At 37.5% G+C, this 14,668-nt stretch carries 17 protein-coding genes and 1 pseudogene; 9 read left to right on the forward strand and 9 right to left on the reverse strand.

The genetic code is table 11. The features are described from left to right. Positions 1–15: 15 nt before the first annotated feature. From AC2VNP_RS16760 to AC2VNP_RS16780, 5 genes are all read right to left on the reverse strand, one after another. Complete coding sequence (locus tag AC2VNP_RS16760) at positions 16–192, reverse strand: hypothetical protein (RefSeq protein WP_486918434.1); 177 nt, start codon at positions 190–192, stop codon at positions 16–18. Positions 193–518: 326 nt separating this feature from the next. Beyond that, positions 519–1,451, reverse strand: a complete 933-nt coding sequence (locus AC2VNP_RS16765) for a ClpXP adapter SpxH family protein (RefSeq protein WP_486918435.1) — start codon at positions 1,449–1,451, stop codon at positions 519–521. 16 nt (positions 1,452–1,467) lie between these two features. Continuing rightward, positions 1,468–1,857: a globin domain-containing protein gene (locus AC2VNP_RS16770; protein WP_486918436.1), complete on the reverse strand. Its 390-nt coding sequence runs from the start codon at positions 1,855–1,857 to the stop codon at positions 1,468–1,470. 189 nt (positions 1,858–2,046) lie between these two features. Continuing rightward, positions 2,047–2,703 carry a lytic transglycosylase domain-containing protein gene (locus AC2VNP_RS16775; RefSeq protein ID WP_486918437.1) on the reverse strand — a complete coding sequence of 219 codons (657 nt, stop codon included), beginning with the start codon at positions 2,701–2,703 and terminating at the stop codon, positions 2,047–2,049. A gap of 90 nt (positions 2,704–2,793) precedes the next feature. Then, positions 2,794–3,381 carry a CYTH domain-containing protein gene (locus AC2VNP_RS16780; RefSeq protein WP_486918438.1) on the reverse strand — a complete coding sequence of 196 codons (588 nt, stop codon included), beginning with the start codon at positions 3,379–3,381 and terminating at the stop codon, positions 2,794–2,796. A 198-nt stretch (positions 3,382–3,579) separates the two neighbouring features. Here AC2VNP_RS16780 and AC2VNP_RS16785 point away from each other — a divergent pair, with 198 nt between their 5' ends. Genes AC2VNP_RS16785 through AC2VNP_RS16800 form a run of 4 tightly spaced genes read left to right on the forward strand, consistent with a single transcriptional unit; the run spans position 3,580 to position 6,363 of the window. Continuing rightward, positions 3,580–3,960 (forward strand): UPF0738 family protein, encoded by a 381-nt coding sequence (locus AC2VNP_RS16785; RefSeq protein ID WP_486918439.1) that lies wholly within the window; start codon positions 3,580–3,582, stop codon positions 3,958–3,960. Between the two features lie 52 nt (positions 3,961–4,012). Then, on the forward strand, positions 4,013–4,642 hold the full coding sequence (gene yjbM, locus AC2VNP_RS16790) for a GTP diphosphokinase (protein ID WP_486918440.1): 630 nt from the start codon (positions 4,013–4,015) through the stop codon (positions 4,640–4,642). A gap of 29 nt (positions 4,643–4,671) precedes the next feature. Continuing rightward, positions 4,672–5,466, forward strand: coding sequence for an NAD kinase (locus tag AC2VNP_RS16795; RefSeq protein ID WP_486918441.1), 795 nt, complete (start codon positions 4,672–4,674; stop codon positions 5,464–5,466). 6 nt (positions 5,467–5,472) lie between these two features. Continuing rightward, positions 5,473–6,363 (forward strand): RluA family pseudouridine synthase, encoded by an 891-nt coding sequence (locus AC2VNP_RS16800; RefSeq protein WP_486918442.1) that lies wholly within the window; start codon positions 5,473–5,475, stop codon positions 6,361–6,363. A gap of 65 nt (positions 6,364–6,428) precedes the next feature. Here the strand turns inward: AC2VNP_RS16800 and AC2VNP_RS16805 are convergent. The 4 genes and pseudogenes from AC2VNP_RS16805 to prpE form a co-directional block, all read right to left on the reverse strand. After that, positions 6,429–7,070 (reverse strand): annotated as a pseudogene (locus AC2VNP_RS16805) (IS3 family transposase); the annotation flags it as partial. Then, positions 7,012–7,140: a hypothetical protein gene (locus tag AC2VNP_RS16810; protein ID WP_486918443.1), complete on the reverse strand. Its 129-nt coding sequence runs from the start codon at positions 7,138–7,140 to the stop codon at positions 7,012–7,014. The gene AC2VNP_RS16810 and the pseudogene AC2VNP_RS16805, both read right to left, overlap by 59 nt. A 409-nt stretch (positions 7,141–7,549) precedes the next feature. Further along, on the reverse strand, positions 7,550–7,990 hold the full coding sequence (locus AC2VNP_RS16815) for a hypothetical protein (protein ID WP_486918444.1): 441 nt from the start codon (positions 7,988–7,990) through the stop codon (positions 7,550–7,552). A gap of 19 nt (positions 7,991–8,009) precedes the next feature. Then, positions 8,010–8,759, reverse strand: coding sequence for a bis(5'-nucleosyl)-tetraphosphatase PrpE (prpE, locus tag AC2VNP_RS16820; RefSeq protein ID WP_486918445.1), 750 nt, complete (start codon positions 8,757–8,759; stop codon positions 8,010–8,012). Positions 8,760–8,924: 165 nt separating this feature from the next. Here prpE and AC2VNP_RS16825 point away from each other — a divergent pair, with 165 nt between their 5' ends. The 5 genes from AC2VNP_RS16825 (at position 8,925) to AC2VNP_RS16845 (ending at position 14,578) form a co-directional block, all read left to right on the forward strand. Beyond that, positions 8,925–10,994: a cation:proton antiporter domain-containing protein gene (locus tag AC2VNP_RS16825; protein ID WP_486918446.1), complete on the forward strand. Its 2,070-nt coding sequence runs from the start codon at positions 8,925–8,927 to the stop codon at positions 10,992–10,994. A 78-nt stretch (positions 10,995–11,072) separates the two neighbouring features. Next, positions 11,073–11,222 carry a hypothetical protein gene (locus AC2VNP_RS16830; RefSeq protein WP_275117285.1) on the forward strand — a complete coding sequence of 50 codons (150 nt, stop codon included), beginning with the start codon at positions 11,073–11,075 and terminating at the stop codon, positions 11,220–11,222. 157 nt (positions 11,223–11,379) lie between these two features. After that, positions 11,380–12,159, forward strand: coding sequence for an enoyl-ACP reductase FabI (gene fabI, locus AC2VNP_RS16835; protein ID WP_486918447.1), 780 nt, complete (start codon positions 11,380–11,382; stop codon positions 12,157–12,159). A 1,018-nt stretch (positions 12,160–13,177) separates the two neighbouring features. Continuing rightward, positions 13,178–13,531 carry a DUF1360 domain-containing protein gene (locus tag AC2VNP_RS16840; protein WP_486918448.1) on the forward strand — a complete coding sequence of 118 codons (354 nt, stop codon included), beginning with the start codon at positions 13,178–13,180 and terminating at the stop codon, positions 13,529–13,531. An 87-nt stretch (positions 13,532–13,618) separates the two neighbouring features. Continuing rightward, positions 13,619–14,578, forward strand: coding sequence for a dTDP-glucose 4,6-dehydratase (locus tag AC2VNP_RS16845; protein WP_486918449.1), 960 nt, complete (start codon positions 13,619–13,621; stop codon positions 14,576–14,578). The last annotated feature ends 90 nt before the right edge of the window (positions 14,579–14,668 follow it).

Below are 14,668 nucleotides of genomic sequence, written 5' to 3' on the forward strand. Positions count from 1 at the left end.
TCCAAGTGTTTTTTGTTAACGAAATCCGCGAAATCGATTTCGTTCATTATAAACAGATACTGTAAATACAACCGATATAAATAAAGCTGGTGCTGCAAGAAACACCGGAAACACATTCATTAAACCTAACACCATTAAATAGAAACTAACAATAATGAAGAGAATACCGATTATAAGCAAGATTTTTCTCATGAAACTCACCTCAACTGTTATCAACCTTTCTATAAGATAGTATGTGAGCGTACTGTTAGACATGCTATTTATATGAAACTTGGTTAAGAACAATAAACAAATACTAGAAAAAATGTGACGATGTTGCGAACGATAGATCAAAGGGTTTTATTCAGGTGCCGAATATGTTAAATTAATTATTGTAAAATAATTAGTGTTAAACATTTTCTCCCCCTATTAAAAAAGAGGCTGACATTTGATGTCGGCCTCTTTATTTTTATTCGAATGTTCAACTTCAAGCAAACTTCGCTCTCATTCTCATGATCAGTTGCTATTGTCTGCGAGATCTAATTCGCAGTGTATCTCCAGAAAGTACCGTACTTTACAGGCACTCGTTCGACCTGCTGTTTTAACATTAATCGTTTTAGCTGCTTTTCAGCTTCTTGAATGGAAATATTAAAGACAACGGCTACTTCTTTAGTTGCAACAAAATTATAGCAAGATAAGAAATCTTCTAATGTTGTCAATGTAGAGGGTTCTGGTGAAAAGCCAAGCAGCTGTTCAATAATTTCAACATAGACTTCATAAGGGTAAAACCCCGTTACTTTTAATCCTTCTTCCTCAATATTGTCATTAAAAAAGACAAAGGTAGGAGAGTAATCCACCCCAAGCTCTTTCGTCATTTTTACATCACATTGAAGAGCTTTTATAGCGCCTTCTGAGTGTAGATCGCGAATAAACTCATCAACATCTAATCCAGCCGACTTAGCGCATTCAATCAAGACGTCTTCTTTAGTAATGTTTCGTTTACTTAAAAATAGATATTCTCTTAATTTTCGTAGGAATTTGAGCCCTGCAAATTGACCTTGCATTTCTGCAGCTTTTATTGCAATCGAAGCCGTGTAAGGGGAAGTGATTGGGTCTTCAAACCACACATCTCCATCACAACTCATACCTGTACGGCTAGCTGTTTTTTCCCAAGTACTTGCAATTTCCTCTAATTTTTTTGTTTCCTCTATTTTTGATTGTTTCTTATTCCAAAGTTCAAGTGAGCCAGCGACAAAGTACCGTATTTTAAAGTACTTTCCATATTCAACTTGCATCTTTTTTAAAAGCGGTTCAAAAGCCCAACATTGAGGACATAAGGGATCAATAAATATATAGATTTCTAACGGCTTTTTCTTGCAAGGGTTTGTTTTTTGGGATACGGATGGTTCTTCAATAGGACCACAAAAGCCTCGAATATGATCACAGATAGTCTGATTTTCTTTTGAAGTCATTGAGAGTCCTCCCTTCCTATTCCGTATCGTGCGGATGATTAACCATATGATGTGCTGTAAAGGTAAGACGACTAAAGATTTGCTCTCGTACGGGTCCATCTAAACCAACTTCATCCATTGCTTCTTTCATGCAAGCTAACCAAGCGGAAGCACCAGTTGGAGTAATTTTAAAAGGCATATGTCTGGCTCTTAACATAGGGTGGCCATGTTCGTCAGAGTATAACGTGGGTCCACCAAGAAACTGGGTTAAAAACTGTTTTTGTTTTCTTGCCGTTTCTGTTAAATCATCTGGAAAAATTGGTGCAAGCACAGGGTGTCGGCTTACTTTATCATAAAAGGTATCCACTAGTTTGCTTAAAAGCTCAGCTCCACCTATTGCGTCATATGGTGTTTGATGTTCTGACATAATTATCTCCTTTAAAAGGCTGTTTTAGTAACAAATTACTTAAACCCATTTTAGCAATGGTGTGTACGAACATCAAATAATCTGATTTGGAATTTCCTTATGTTGTAAATATGGGGTTAATAACCGCTATATAAATAAAAATTGACTGGAAATTAATTCCTAGTCAATTTAAGATTCTTACTTATTCATTTAAGTATTAATAAAAGTATTCATTACTTTTGGTACATAATTTTGTGTTTCTCTAAATGGTGGAATACCTCCGTATTTATCTACGTTTCCAGGGCCAGCATTATATGCAGCTAACGCTAAACGAGTATCTCCATTATAGCGGTTAAGCATTTGCCGTAAATATTTCGCACCGCCCTCGATATTTTGCTGCGGATCAAAAACGTTGGTAACACCTAATGACCTTGCTGTTGCAGGCATAAGTTGCATAAGTCCACCAGCTCCAGCACGACTCGTTGCATTTGGGTTAAAGTTAGACTCATGCTTAATGACAGCAACAATGAGCTTAGGGTCTAAGTTATACTTTTGCGCAGCTTCGTTAATCCATTTTTTATAATTATCAACACGGGAATTTCCAGTTTCCTGTAACGGTTTAACAGCTTCAATTGAAACGGATTGTTGTGGTTCGAACTTTGGCATGTCTAATTTGGCAATCGGATGTAAAAACAAATCCATATTCCGTTGATTTTGGTTTAATTTGACGTTCATTTTCCCCATTTCCTCCTGTATGAAATCTGAAAATAAAGATTGAAAAGGAGAATGACCAGTTGCGGAACTTGGACCTCTAAATTGTCTAATTGCATTCATTTCTGCAATTTGCTGGAACATCATCATGTTCATGTATGGCACCTCGGACTGAATAGAATACTATATTCTAGTTTATAGTACACAACATAAATAGACAATATCCGATTTTTGGGTGTCATTTAATTAAAAGCTTTGTAGTTGCTGTTTTCTTTCAAAAAATCGTACAATTTTATTTTTCGTCGGTCTCTTTGGAATATCGTGTTGTTGCAGTATAGTTTTAAACAAAGAATTGACGGCATCTATACTAGTACCTTCAATTTCAAGTTCATAATCGACGATATCGAAATATTTACTAATATCTAGAACAACTAATTGATTTTTATAAGTGACCTCAGCTCGAGAAGTAGTGAGTGCCCCTAAACAAGTAAATTGATCTAGGGGAACATTTAACGCCTTAATATCCTCTTTCACCTCACCTTCAGGAAGCTTCCCTGTTTCAATAATTCGCTGGGCTTCTTCTTTCGAAATACTTTGATTGGTTTCGATTAACCCTACTTCGTTTGGTTGCTTTAATGTCATAACAAATTGCCCTTTTTTTTCACGAATACGCAAAGCAGATTTTTTTTCCTTTAAAGAGAAATCACTTGTTTCAAAATAATGATTGGTTTGGGAGACAAATTGAGTGTCCTTTATTGAAAAATAGTGTTGTAAACGATACAGCTCATCTTTAGTTAAGAGATTTTTGGCTTCAATTTCTATTTCACGAGTCATCAATCGGTACTCCTTACTATTCAAGTTTTATATATTAGGTTGCAGTAAAAAAAAATTTAATTGATATCCACAACCCTCATTATGTCATAGATGGTAATTACGAACAATGAGTTGTCGTAAAGGATTTATATTCTTGTCAATGTGTAACTTATGGTAGAATAGTTACGTAACAATAAGTGGTATTAGGAGGTCAAGAGCATGAAACATATAGAAATAAACGAAATTTCAATAAAAGAGGATAAATTAATTTTACATACCTCGCAACCTTTATTAAAAGAAGAAGCATCAACATTAAAGGCTGCGGGAAGGATGTTAGCAGATTCAGACCAATTGTCATTCATTTACCTTTTAGAAGATGATGAACGATATCGTCATGTAAGTATTCCAGAATTTTTATGGTCTGAGTTATATTCAGAACTTATGGACAAAGAAAACGTGTATATTGAATTACTTCCTGACGAGGAGCTGCACTGTACTTCCTTTAAAGATGAATTGCATTACCTGTTGGAAAATATTCAAGACAACAGTAATTATGGCGATAAAATGGTAGAAGCTGTTGGGAGAATTATTACAAAATAATCTACATAGCTTTATTAAGTAGTTGATTATTTGAAGATAGGTTGGTGGTTGCATGTATAATTGGGACACGTTTTTGATCCCATATAAGCAAGCCGTTGAAGAATTAAAGATAAAATTTAAAGGGATACGTGAACAATATCAAAAATCATCTAAACATACACCGATTGAATTTGTAACTGGCAGGGTAAAGCCTGTTGCAAGTATTATTGATAAAGCAAAACGTAAAAATATACCCCTTACGCGGATTGAAGAAGACATGCAAGACTTAGCCGGAATTCGTATTGTTTGTCAGTTTGTAGAAGATATTAATACTATCATTGAATTTATTCGACGTCGGACAGATTTTGAAATCGTAGAAGAACGTGATTACATTAATCAGAAAAAAGATAGCGGCTATAGATCCTTTCATATGGTATTAAAGTATCCGGTAGAAACGATCGCAGGAAAAAAACAGATCTATGTCGAATTACAAATCAGGACACTTGCAATGAACTTCTGGGCTACAATTGAACACTCATTAAATTATAAATACAGTGGAGAAATACCAGAAGACATTAAACAAAGATTACAACGTGCAGCCGAAGCCGCATTTTTATTAGATGAAGAAATGTCCGAAATTCGTGAAGAGGTTCAAGAAGCACAGCGAATTTTTTCTAAGAAACATGACCGAGTTAGTAATTAATAAATCAATTAAAGATGGAGTCTGATGTTATGAAATTTACCGTGACTTCTAGAGGGGATAACGTATCTAATGCGCTCCAACAAAGAATTAAAACCTATCTAGTAGAGTTTGGATTAACTTTTGATGATGAAAACCCAGAGATTGTAATTACGGTCGGCGGGGACGGTACCTTACTTCATGCTTTCCATACATATAAACATCGTTTAGAAGAAACATCCTTTGTTGGAATTCATACGGGGCACTTAGGCTTTTATGCGGATTGGATGCCGGAAGAAGTAGAAAAATTAGTTATCCATATTGCTAAAACCCCTTTTCAAATTGTGGAGTACCCTCTGTTAGAAGTTGTTTTAAGGCATTATGGAGAGAATAAATCTGAGCGTTTACTTGCGCTCAATGAATGTACTGTGAAAAGTCCAGAAGAGTCGCTCGTTTGTAACGTAGAAATTAAAGGTGAAAAGTTTGAAACGTTTCGCGGGGATGGACTATGCATTTCTACACCATCTGGCAGTACCGCATACAATAAAGCACTAGGTGGGGCAATTTTGCATCCCTCACTTGCATGCATCCAATTAGCTGAAATGGCTTCTATAAATAATAGAGTCTATCGGACGGTGGGATCGCCGCTAGTTTTACCACAGCACCATACGTGTCTTTTAAAACCTCAAAACGATGTGAAATTGCAAATTACAATCGACCATTTCTCGTGGAGCCATCAAAAGGTGAAGTCAATACAATGCCGTGTTGCAGAAGAAAAAATAAAGTTTGCAAGGTTCCGTCCGTTTCCATTTTGGAAGCGTGTAAGAGAATCATTCATTGGAGACTAAAAAGCAATGACCGGATTACAAATTCAATGGATTGTTGGAGACGATTGGGACGGGAAACTGTTACGAGAATTTTTAAAAGAAGAAAAAAAAATGTCAAAACGAGCCTTAGCGGATATAAAATTTGCTGGAGGCTCCATTTTTGTCAATGGAGAGTTTGCTACCGTTCGGAAAACATTGCAAATGAATGATGAAGTAAAAATTATTTTTCCAGCCGAAGTGAGAAGTGACAGTATTGTTCCGGAGAAGATAGGTCTCGATATCTTATTTGAAGATACGCATCTTCTTGTCGTGAATAAGCCAGCTGGTATGCCGACGATTCCTTCAAGAGATCATGTTAGCGGGACACTGGCAAATGCGGTCTTATATTATTATGATCAACATGGAATTTCATCAACGTTCCATGCTGTCAATCGACTCGATAAAGATACCTCGGGGATTGTTGTGATTGCTAAACACCGCTTTGCTCATGACTTAATGGCAAAAGTTCAACAAGCTGGTGGGATCCATAGAGAATACATAGCTATAACACATGGGATCATCACGACTCAAAAAGGAACGATAAACGCACCGATTGGTAGAAAAACGGATAGTATTATCGAAAGAGAAGTGCGTTCAGATGGACAAACGGCTACTACCCATTACAGAGTTCTTTCAAGAACTGCTGAGGAAACAGTAGTAAGAGTTAAACTGGAAACAGGAAGAACTCACCAAATCCGCGTTCATTTTTCCTATCTAGGACACCCATTAATTGGTGACGACTTATACGGTGGGGAACGAACAAAAATTGAAAGACAAGCATTACATAGCTTTCACTGTTCGTTTTTACATCCTCTTACATTGGAAAAAATTAATTTGGAAGCGCCAGTACCACCTGATATGAAGAATTGGGTCGGATAAAAAAGCCTCACCTTCCTCATGATCTATGTAAAATGTACCCTTTGTAAAGGACATTCTAAAAAAGCCTAAGCAGTTTTAAGAAGATGATTTCTGTATTGAACAGGGGTCATCTTTTTCATATTCCATTGGTATCTATAATGGTTATAGTATGTCATGTATGATTTAATTTCTTTTTTAAATTCATCGAGTGTTTCGCATGGCTTAGAAGTCTCATCTTTAAAGTGACCAAAGAAAGATTTTTGTGGTGCGTTATCCCAACAGTTCCCACGTCTAGACATGGATTGACGTAACCCCATTCCCTTTACTATTTTTTGAAAGATAGGGCTAGTGTAATGGACGCCTTGATCAGAATGTATAAACGCATTTGGAGCTAACTTTACTCTTCTGTTATTCTTGAGCTTGAGAAGTGTATCTGTTGCGATATCTAAGGTCATACGTTCAGAAATGTGATAAGCCAAAAGTTCGTTGGTTGAACCATCTTTAACGGTTGACAAATAGGCCTTTTTCCCTTTGCCATAGAATAAATAGGGAATGTCAGTCAGAAGAACCTTTCCAGGTGTATCTTGTTTAAAGTTCCGTTGTAACAGGTTTGGGAGGACCCTATGTTCTTTGGTTGCTTTCATCAATCGCCTATAGGGATTTGCTTTTCTAATAGGGCAGATGATGCAATACTTCTTCATAATTCTCCGAATACGTTTCAAGTTGAAGACAACCTTTTACATATGGATTCTTTGATAACAAGGATCTCTCTTTTTCTGTAAATATCTTTTTACTCATTTTGTGCTTCCCCAATTCTGTTTTATCTTTAAATATAAAAATACCCTACAGAGAGACTTTTTTAAAGTGTCTACTCTATAGGGTACATTTTATTGAGTAGGTGAGGCTTTTTTTATAGAGGATGTTCAAAAAGTCCGGGAAAAATGTCTGTCGGTAGAAGACCTTCGACTAAGAGCCCCACGTCTGTGGGAACATCGAAGCGAAGTCACCACATCCTGCGGTAGCTCGTCAGCTTGCTCTTCTGCGCTTCACGTATTAACACCATACGCTCGAGTCCTTGGAAAAGAAGAACACTTTTCCGGTGTGCGAGGATTATGCTTACGGAGCAACCAGCTTTATGCTCGGAGACTACGCTTCCTCGACCTTCTCGGATCTTTTTGTTCTCCTTTTTGAACACTTACTAGAAAAATTAATTTGTTTCTAGTTCAACATTGGTGATTGGGAACCTAGTGATATCATCGCCGGCTTCATCAAAAATAACAACTTCGACGGCATCTGTTAACACCTCTTTAGCAAAGGTTTGCTCAACTTCAAATGATTCTCCAATAAAAAAACCGCTGTTTGCACCAATCTTAAAGGTTTCTGGAATTTGACTTTTATTAACAAAGACAAGTGTTTCTTGACCAAATTCTTCAACTAATTCTTCGTTTAGTAATTCAAACTTCGCAAATAAATTAGGAGAAGATAAGTTACTCGTATTCTCAAGGCGGACATAGAAAGTCAGCAAGTTTCTGTCCTCATCCATAATGATTCTGCTTTGTTCCATATCCCCTTGAATTTCTAATTGGGGACCACAACTCGCAAGGACAAAAAGTGTTAAAGAAAGGAGGATTAGTTTTAAAAAATGCATTTTTTTCACCTTCTTAAAATTACTCAATGGTATCGTCAAACTTTCGGAATTTCTCTCCAACGTAAGGCATTGTTGAAGGAACAGAAATGGTTTCTAATTCAGGGTAACGCAGTGCCGTTAGTTTTCCACCGAAAACACAACCGGTATCAATATTTACAGTATGATGAATAAAACGTGGTTCGGCAACTGGCGTGTGACCGTAGACAACCCAAGATTCACCTGAGTATTTCTTTGCCCAATCTCTTCTTACAGGTGATCCATCCGGATGTTTTTCGCCAGTAATATCGCCATATAGGACAAAGGTTTTTACTTTTTTATCCTGTCTGCCTATGTAATCCTGTCTAATACCCGCATGAGCAATCACGAGCCTTCCCTCATCTAATACAGCATATAAGTCAGAGTTTTCGACGAGTTTCCGAAACTTCGAGCTTATTGAATTATAATCTTTGCGAGATAACTGTTCAAGTTCTGCGACTGTCGTTTCTAAACCGTGAGTCGTTTGGACATTCCGACCGAGAAAATACCGGTAAAGTTTATCACAGTGATTGCCTGGTACATAATGACCAAGTTGCCGGTTAACGAGCTCATAAACGACTTCTATGACTTTAATAGAATAAGGTCCTCGATCTGTTAAATCGCCAACAAAAGCAAGTTTTCTCCCATTTGGATGAAGCGGAATGCCCTCTTGCCACTCATAGCCAAGCTTTTCAGTTAGTTGGACGAATTCATCATAACAACCATGAATATCACCAATAATATCTATAGACATAATAGTTTCCTCCAATGTAAAAGTATAGTATTATAAAAACTTGTTCTTCTGCATAGTACAAGCCAAATCCCCATAAAATGAGGGGAATATGGTGTCCTATATTAGTTGGTTTTTGTACCATTGATTGAACATGGAACATTACATATGATTAAAAAGGAGGGAGCCATGAATATTTTAGAAAATCCAATATCAAATCCAGTCTTAATTTTTGCAATTGCTATGGTACTATTCCTGTTAGCTCCCATAATAATGGCGAGAATAAAAGTACCTGGTCTTATTGGATTAATCTTTGCAGGTGTCATTATTGGACCTAAAGGTTTGGGCATTCTTGATCGTGACCCGACAATTATATTATTAGGAACTGTTGGACTTTTATATATTATTTTTATCGCAGGACTAGAAATTGATTTAGAAGGCTTTAAAAAATATCGTCAACGTAGTATTGTGTTTGGCTCGCTCTCGTTCACTATACCATTTATTTTTGGGACGTCTCTAGGGTTGCTTCTTCAATACTCAGTTCCAGCAGCGATTTTATTAGGTTCTTTGTTAGGGTCGCACACCTTACTCGCATACCCGATTGCTAGTCGCTTAGGGATATCGAAAAATAAAAGTGTAACAACGACTGTCGGTGGAACGATTATGACTGATACGTTAGCGTTACTTATTCTCGCAATCATAGCAGCGTCGATGGAAGGGGATTTAAATCTAGCCTTCTGGTTTACGATGATTTTATCCTTAGTCCTATATGTTGGAATTGTGCTCCTCATTATCCCAACGCTGGCACGTTACTTTTTCCGTTCAATGAGCAGTGAAGGCACGTTGGATTATATTTTTGTTATGGCTGTCTTGTTTGTGACTGCTTTTTTTGCGACGGTAGCCGGGTTAGAGCCAATCATTGGTGCGTTCTTAGCTGGATTAGCCTTGAACCGTTTTATATTAGAACATAGTCCGTTAATGAACCGGATTAAATTTGTTGGTAACGCGATCTTTATTCCTTTCTTCTTATTATCTGTCGGTATGCTGATGGATATAAGAATATTATTGAGTGAACCTAGCGCTTGGATCTTGGCAGCTGCCATTGTCTTGTTTGTACAACTTGGAAAGTTTTTAGCAGCATGGATAAGTGGAAAACTTTACAAGTACTCAAAAGAAGAAATCCGACTGATGTTCGGGTTATCTGTCCCACAAGCGGCAGCAACGCTTGCAGCGACACTAGTCGGTTTTGACTTAGGCTTATTTGATCAAGCAACAGTCAATGGTGTTATTGTGATGATCCTTGTGACTTGTATGGTAGGTCCATATACTGTTGAAAAGTATGGAAGGAAACTTGCATTATTAGAAGAACAACAACCGTATGAACCGAGTAATGCACCAGATCGTATCTTAGTTCCATTGGCCAATCCAAATTCAGTAGAAAATTTATTAAATTTATCATTTAGTTTAAGAGGAAATAGCTCAGAACCAATTTATCCGTTAACAGTCGCAAGGGAACAAAATGGTCGATCGGCAGAAAAAGTAGCGGAAGCTGAAAAAATGTTAGGGAAGGCACTTACTTATGCGTCGGGAGCCAACATTCCTGTCCATTTATTAACACGTGTTGATCCAAACGTATCTTCAGGAATAATTAGAGCAATAGAAGAAACGAGAATTACGAAAGTTGTTATCGGATGGAATGGTAAATTATCAACGCCTCAGAAAATCTTTGGTGGGGTACTCGATCAGTTACTCAATCGGACAAATGAGATGATTTTAGTATCTATGCTTGGCCAACCATTAAACACGACGAAACGCATCGTACTTATTCTGCCATCGGGTGTCGATCATAAATCAGGCTATTATGAGGGTGTAAAGACAATCAAAGAAATGGCCAATAACATCGGTGCCAAATTATCGGTCCTAATTATTAAAGATGATAGTAAGTACTATAAAAAGTCATTTGAGCAAATGAAACCGGATGTTTCAATGAAATTTGCGAACGTAAAGACTTGGAATGAGTTGATTGATAATTACCTATTAATGCTTAAAAAGGATGATTTAGTTGTTGTATTAAGTGCTAGAAGAGGGACGATTGCTTGGCATCCAAAGTTAGAGGAACTCCCAAGGATCCTGGCGAAGTCTATCCCTGAAAGCTTTATTATTTTATTCCCGCCAGAACGAGATAAAGTAGATTTACGTGGTTCAAGAGGAACAGATGTACCGAGAACTCTGCTTCCGAGAAGAGAATTTGATGATTAATTTTAAACCTCCTATTATTAGGAGGTTTTTTGTTGGTGATAATAATACCAAACATTTACAGAAAAGAGGGAAAATCAAATGGAGATGGAACCAACCGTTATTTGTCCTAAATGTAAACTTGAAAAACCATTAAATCACTTATTAACAGCCCAATCGAACCAAAATGTCATTTTTGAATGTGAAAACTGTCATTTTATTAAACGGAATATTATGACAAAAAAAGGGTAATACCGATTGATGAAGAATATTAACAGGGAAACCTGTACCAACATCTGAAAAACGTGATATACTTATACTATTGGTACCTAGTACTAATAGTAAGTATACATTCTTTGAGGAAGATACTATTAAATAGTTCTAATATAGTAGGAGGGGATTGGAAAATATGAATTTATCATTAGAAGGTCGTACATACGTCATTATGGGGGTTGCGAATAAACGAAGTATCGCTTGGGGGATTTCTCAATCGCTATCAAAAGCTGGAGCCCGTTTAATTTTTACTTACGCTGGAGAACGCTTGGAAAAGAACGTTCGTGATTTAGCAGCGACGTTAGAACGCGATGATTATTTAGTTCTCCCTTGTGACGTAACAAATGATGAGGAAATTGATAAAACGTTTGCCAGCATTAAGGAACAAGTAGGAGTCATCCATGGACTGGCTCATTGTATCGGATTTGCAAATAAAGAAGAACTAGACGGTGAATATTTAAATACAACTCGTGACGGATTTTTACTGGCTCAAAATATTAGCTCGTATTCTTTAACAGCCGTTGCAAAAGCAGCGCGTCCATTAATGACAGAAGGCGGAAGTATTGTAACTCTTACTTACTTAGGTGGAGAACGTGTCGTGAAGAACTATAATGTGATGGGCGTTGCCAAAGCGTCATTGGATGCAAGTGTAAAATATTTAGCCAATGACTTAGGGAAAGACGGTATTCGGGTTAACTCGATTTCTGCAGGCCCAATTCGTACACTAGCAGCCAAAGGAATTTCTGGCTTTAATGATGTTCTAAAAGAAATTGAAGAACGTGCACCGCTTCGCCGTACAACAACACAAGAAGAAGTTGGAGATACTGCACTATTCTTAATGAGTGACTTAGCCCGTGGGATTACTGGTGAGATGATCCACGTAGACTGCGGATATAATATCTTAGCGTTATCATAAAGGAAGGAGAGGAACTTAGTTGAAGTTCCTCTTCTCTTTTTTTCTAATTTGTCGTTAGGCAATTTTTTGGCTGACTCGTAAGGTTACATTTAGGTGACCTGTTCGAGTCAGCCTTTTGTGTTTTATCGATGGGTTAGTGGTGTAGGTAAAAATTAGAAGGGAGATTAAGCAAAAGCGGAGAATGGTTTGCAGTAGAGGAAATATTAGGAGAAAACAGGAACAAAAAGCCGTGAATCGTGAGCAGTAGAGGGAAAAATTAGGAGGAAGCGTGAACGAAAAGCCGTGAAACGCTAGCAGTAGAGGGGAAAATTAGGAGAAAGCGTGAACGAAAAGCCGTGGATCGTGAGCAGTAGAGGAAAAAATTAGGAGAAAGCGTGAATGAAAAGCGTGGAATGGTGTGCGGAAGAGGGAAAAACTAGAGGAAGCGTGAACGAAAAGCGCAGAATGGTGTGCGGAAGAGGGAAAAATTAGGAGGAAGTGTGAACGAAAAGCGTGGAATGGTGTGCGGAAGAGGGAAAAACTAGGAGGAAGCGTGAACGAAAAGCGTGGAATGGTGAGTAGTAGAGGGGAAAACTAGGAGAAAGCGTGAATGAAAAGCGTGGAATGGTGAGCAGTAGAGGGAAAAATTGGGAGGAAGCGTGAACGAAAAGTGTGGAATGGTGTGCGGAAGAGGGAAAAACTAGGAGGAAGCGTGAACGAAAAGCGTGGAATGGTGAGGGGTAGAGGGAAAAAATAGGAGAAATCGTTAAGCAAAAGCGCAGAATGAACCCGATACAATTAGAAGTAGCCTCTTCTTAGGCGGAAGAGGCTACTTCTAATACTGCTTAAACGTTCCTCTTACTCCAATTTGTAATGGAGTTAAGGTAAATTTGTGGAAATAACTAGGGACGGTGCTGAATAAAACCCTCGGTCATCGTGTGAGACACGGATATTTACATACAAAAACACAATGTGGCTAGGCACATATTTAGATTTAGTACATATTTTGTTAGCAGATTAACTACAAGGATGGATGAAAATGATAAGTCCTTTTGAATTTATTTTGTTATTGTTAGCCTCTTTTCGCTTGGCGCATTTGATCGTATTTGATGAAATAATAAGTCCATTAAGAAAGCCATTTCATAAAATTACTACTGAAACTATGTCTGATGGGACACAGGCATCCTATTTTGAGGTAAAAGGAAGCGGGATACGAAAGTTTATCGGCGAATTAATTGCGTGTTATTGGTGTTCAGGAATTTGGAGTGCAGCCCTTCTCTATATTGGTTTTATCTTTTATCCCCTCGTTTTTGTTCCAGTCGTTATTATCTTTGCAATTGCAGGCTGCGGCTCAGTTATTGAAGCTATTGTGCAAAAGATCATCCACTCCTAGTTTGTATATTCTCGCTAGTATTACAACTCAACCAAGTTTAATTTAAATAGTAAGAATAAAATGTCAGAATCCTTGGAGGGATTGAAAGTGAGAAAGGAAGTATTAGTAACAGGTGGTGCAGGTTTTATAGGAATTAACTTCATCGAACACCTTCTTGACAATACATCCTACCACATAACGAATATTGACTCTCTCACACATCCAACCAATCCGGTAGTTCTAAATCAGTTTACTCAATCACCTCGTTATCGTTTTTTTCAGGTAGATATTCGGAATCAGGTGCAGTTAAATAGAGTGTTCGATCGAGAGTACGATGCCATTATTCATCTTGCTGCATTGACTGATAGAGAAGAAAAAAAGTATTCCTCTATTGATTTTTTTGAGGTAAATGTATTAGGTACATTACACTTACTCGAGAAGGTAAGGAGTGGTCACGCTCAAAAATTTATTTACGTTTCAACAGGAAAAGTATACGGCACATTAGGTGAAAAAGATCGACCAAATTCCGAAGAGAGTCTACTCAATCCGAACAATAAGTACGTAGAAAGTAAAGTAAGTGGAGAAATGCTGGTTCGTTCTTATATCAAAAGATTTGAAATACCTGCCATTATCACACGTTGTAGCAATAATTACGGACCTTACCAACAAAATCAAAAATTAATTCCAACCGTAATTTGGAATGCATTAGAGGGAAGAGATGTTCCAATCTACGGTGACGGCCAGCAGGTTAGAGATTGGATATTTGTAAAAGATCATTGTAAAGCACTTCAAACCATCCTCGAGAATGGAAACTTAGGTGAAGTTTATAACATCAGTGGTGGTCGCGAGCGCTCAATAATGGATGTCGTAAAACTCATTCTTGATTATATGAATATAGATCATCAGTTAATTCGTCATGTAGCGGACCAAGAACAGAGTGGCAGACGCTATGCCTTGAATTGGGAAAAAGTTCACCTTTCATTAAATTGGAAACCTGAAACCGCTTTTTATGACGGGCTAATTCAAACAGTAGACTGGTATTCAAGCGAACACCTTCAAACCCAATAATTGATATTGGTAAAAAGAATAACTGGGCAAAAGTGAAAGAGTTCATAAACAAGAGCCTTTCACTTTTTTTTATTGTCTAGGTAGATGTAA

The organism is Alkalihalobacterium sp. TH-98 (genome assembly GCF_057473385.1).

Coding starts and splice junctions, on each gene's coding strand:
- fabI (WP_486918447.1), top strand. CDS start 11,380: ATGAATTTATCATTAGAAGGTCGTACATACGTCATTATGGGGGTTGCG.
- yjbM (WP_486918440.1), top strand. CDS start 4,013: ATGTATAATTGGGACACGTTTTTGATCCCATATAAGCAAGCCGTTGAA.
- AC2VNP_RS16760 (WP_486918434.1), bottom strand. CDS start 192: ATGAGAAAAATCTTGCTTATAATCGGTATTCTCTTCATTATTGTTAGT.
- AC2VNP_RS16780 (WP_486918438.1), bottom strand. CDS start 3,381: ATGACTCGTGAAATAGAAATTGAAGCCAAAAATCTCTTAACTAAAGAT.
- AC2VNP_RS16795 (WP_486918441.1), top strand. CDS start 4,672: ATGAAATTTACCGTGACTTCTAGAGGGGATAACGTATCTAATGCGCTC.
- AC2VNP_RS16830 (WP_275117285.1), top strand. CDS start 11,073: ATGGAGATGGAACCAACCGTTATTTGTCCTAAATGTAAACTTGAAAAA.
- AC2VNP_RS16815 (WP_486918444.1), bottom strand. CDS start 7,990: ATGCATTTTTTAAAACTAATCCTCCTTTCTTTAACACTTTTTGTCCTT.
- AC2VNP_RS16840 (WP_486918448.1), top strand. CDS start 13,178: ATGATAAGTCCTTTTGAATTTATTTTGTTATTGTTAGCCTCTTTTCGC.
- prpE (WP_486918445.1), bottom strand. CDS start 8,759: ATGTCTATAGATATTATTGGTGATATTCATGGTTGTTATGATGAATTC.
- AC2VNP_RS16785 (WP_486918439.1), top strand. CDS start 3,580: ATGAAACATATAGAAATAAACGAAATTTCAATAAAAGAGGATAAATTA.
- AC2VNP_RS16800 (WP_486918442.1), top strand. CDS start 5,473: ATGACCGGATTACAAATTCAATGGATTGTTGGAGACGATTGGGACGGG.
- AC2VNP_RS16775 (WP_486918437.1), bottom strand. CDS start 2,703: ATGAACATGATGATGTTCCAGCAAATTGCAGAAATGAATGCAATTAGA.
- AC2VNP_RS16765 (WP_486918435.1), bottom strand. CDS start 1,451: ATGACTTCAAAAGAAAATCAGACTATCTGTGATCATATTCGAGGCTTT.
- AC2VNP_RS16770 (WP_486918436.1), bottom strand. CDS start 1,857: ATGTCAGAACATCAAACACCATATGACGCAATAGGTGGAGCTGAGCTT.
- AC2VNP_RS16810 (WP_486918443.1), bottom strand. CDS start 7,140: ATGAGTAAAAAGATATTTACAGAAAAAGAGAGATCCTTGTTATCAAAG.
- AC2VNP_RS16825 (WP_486918446.1), top strand. CDS start 8,925: ATGAATATTTTAGAAAATCCAATATCAAATCCAGTCTTAATTTTTGCA.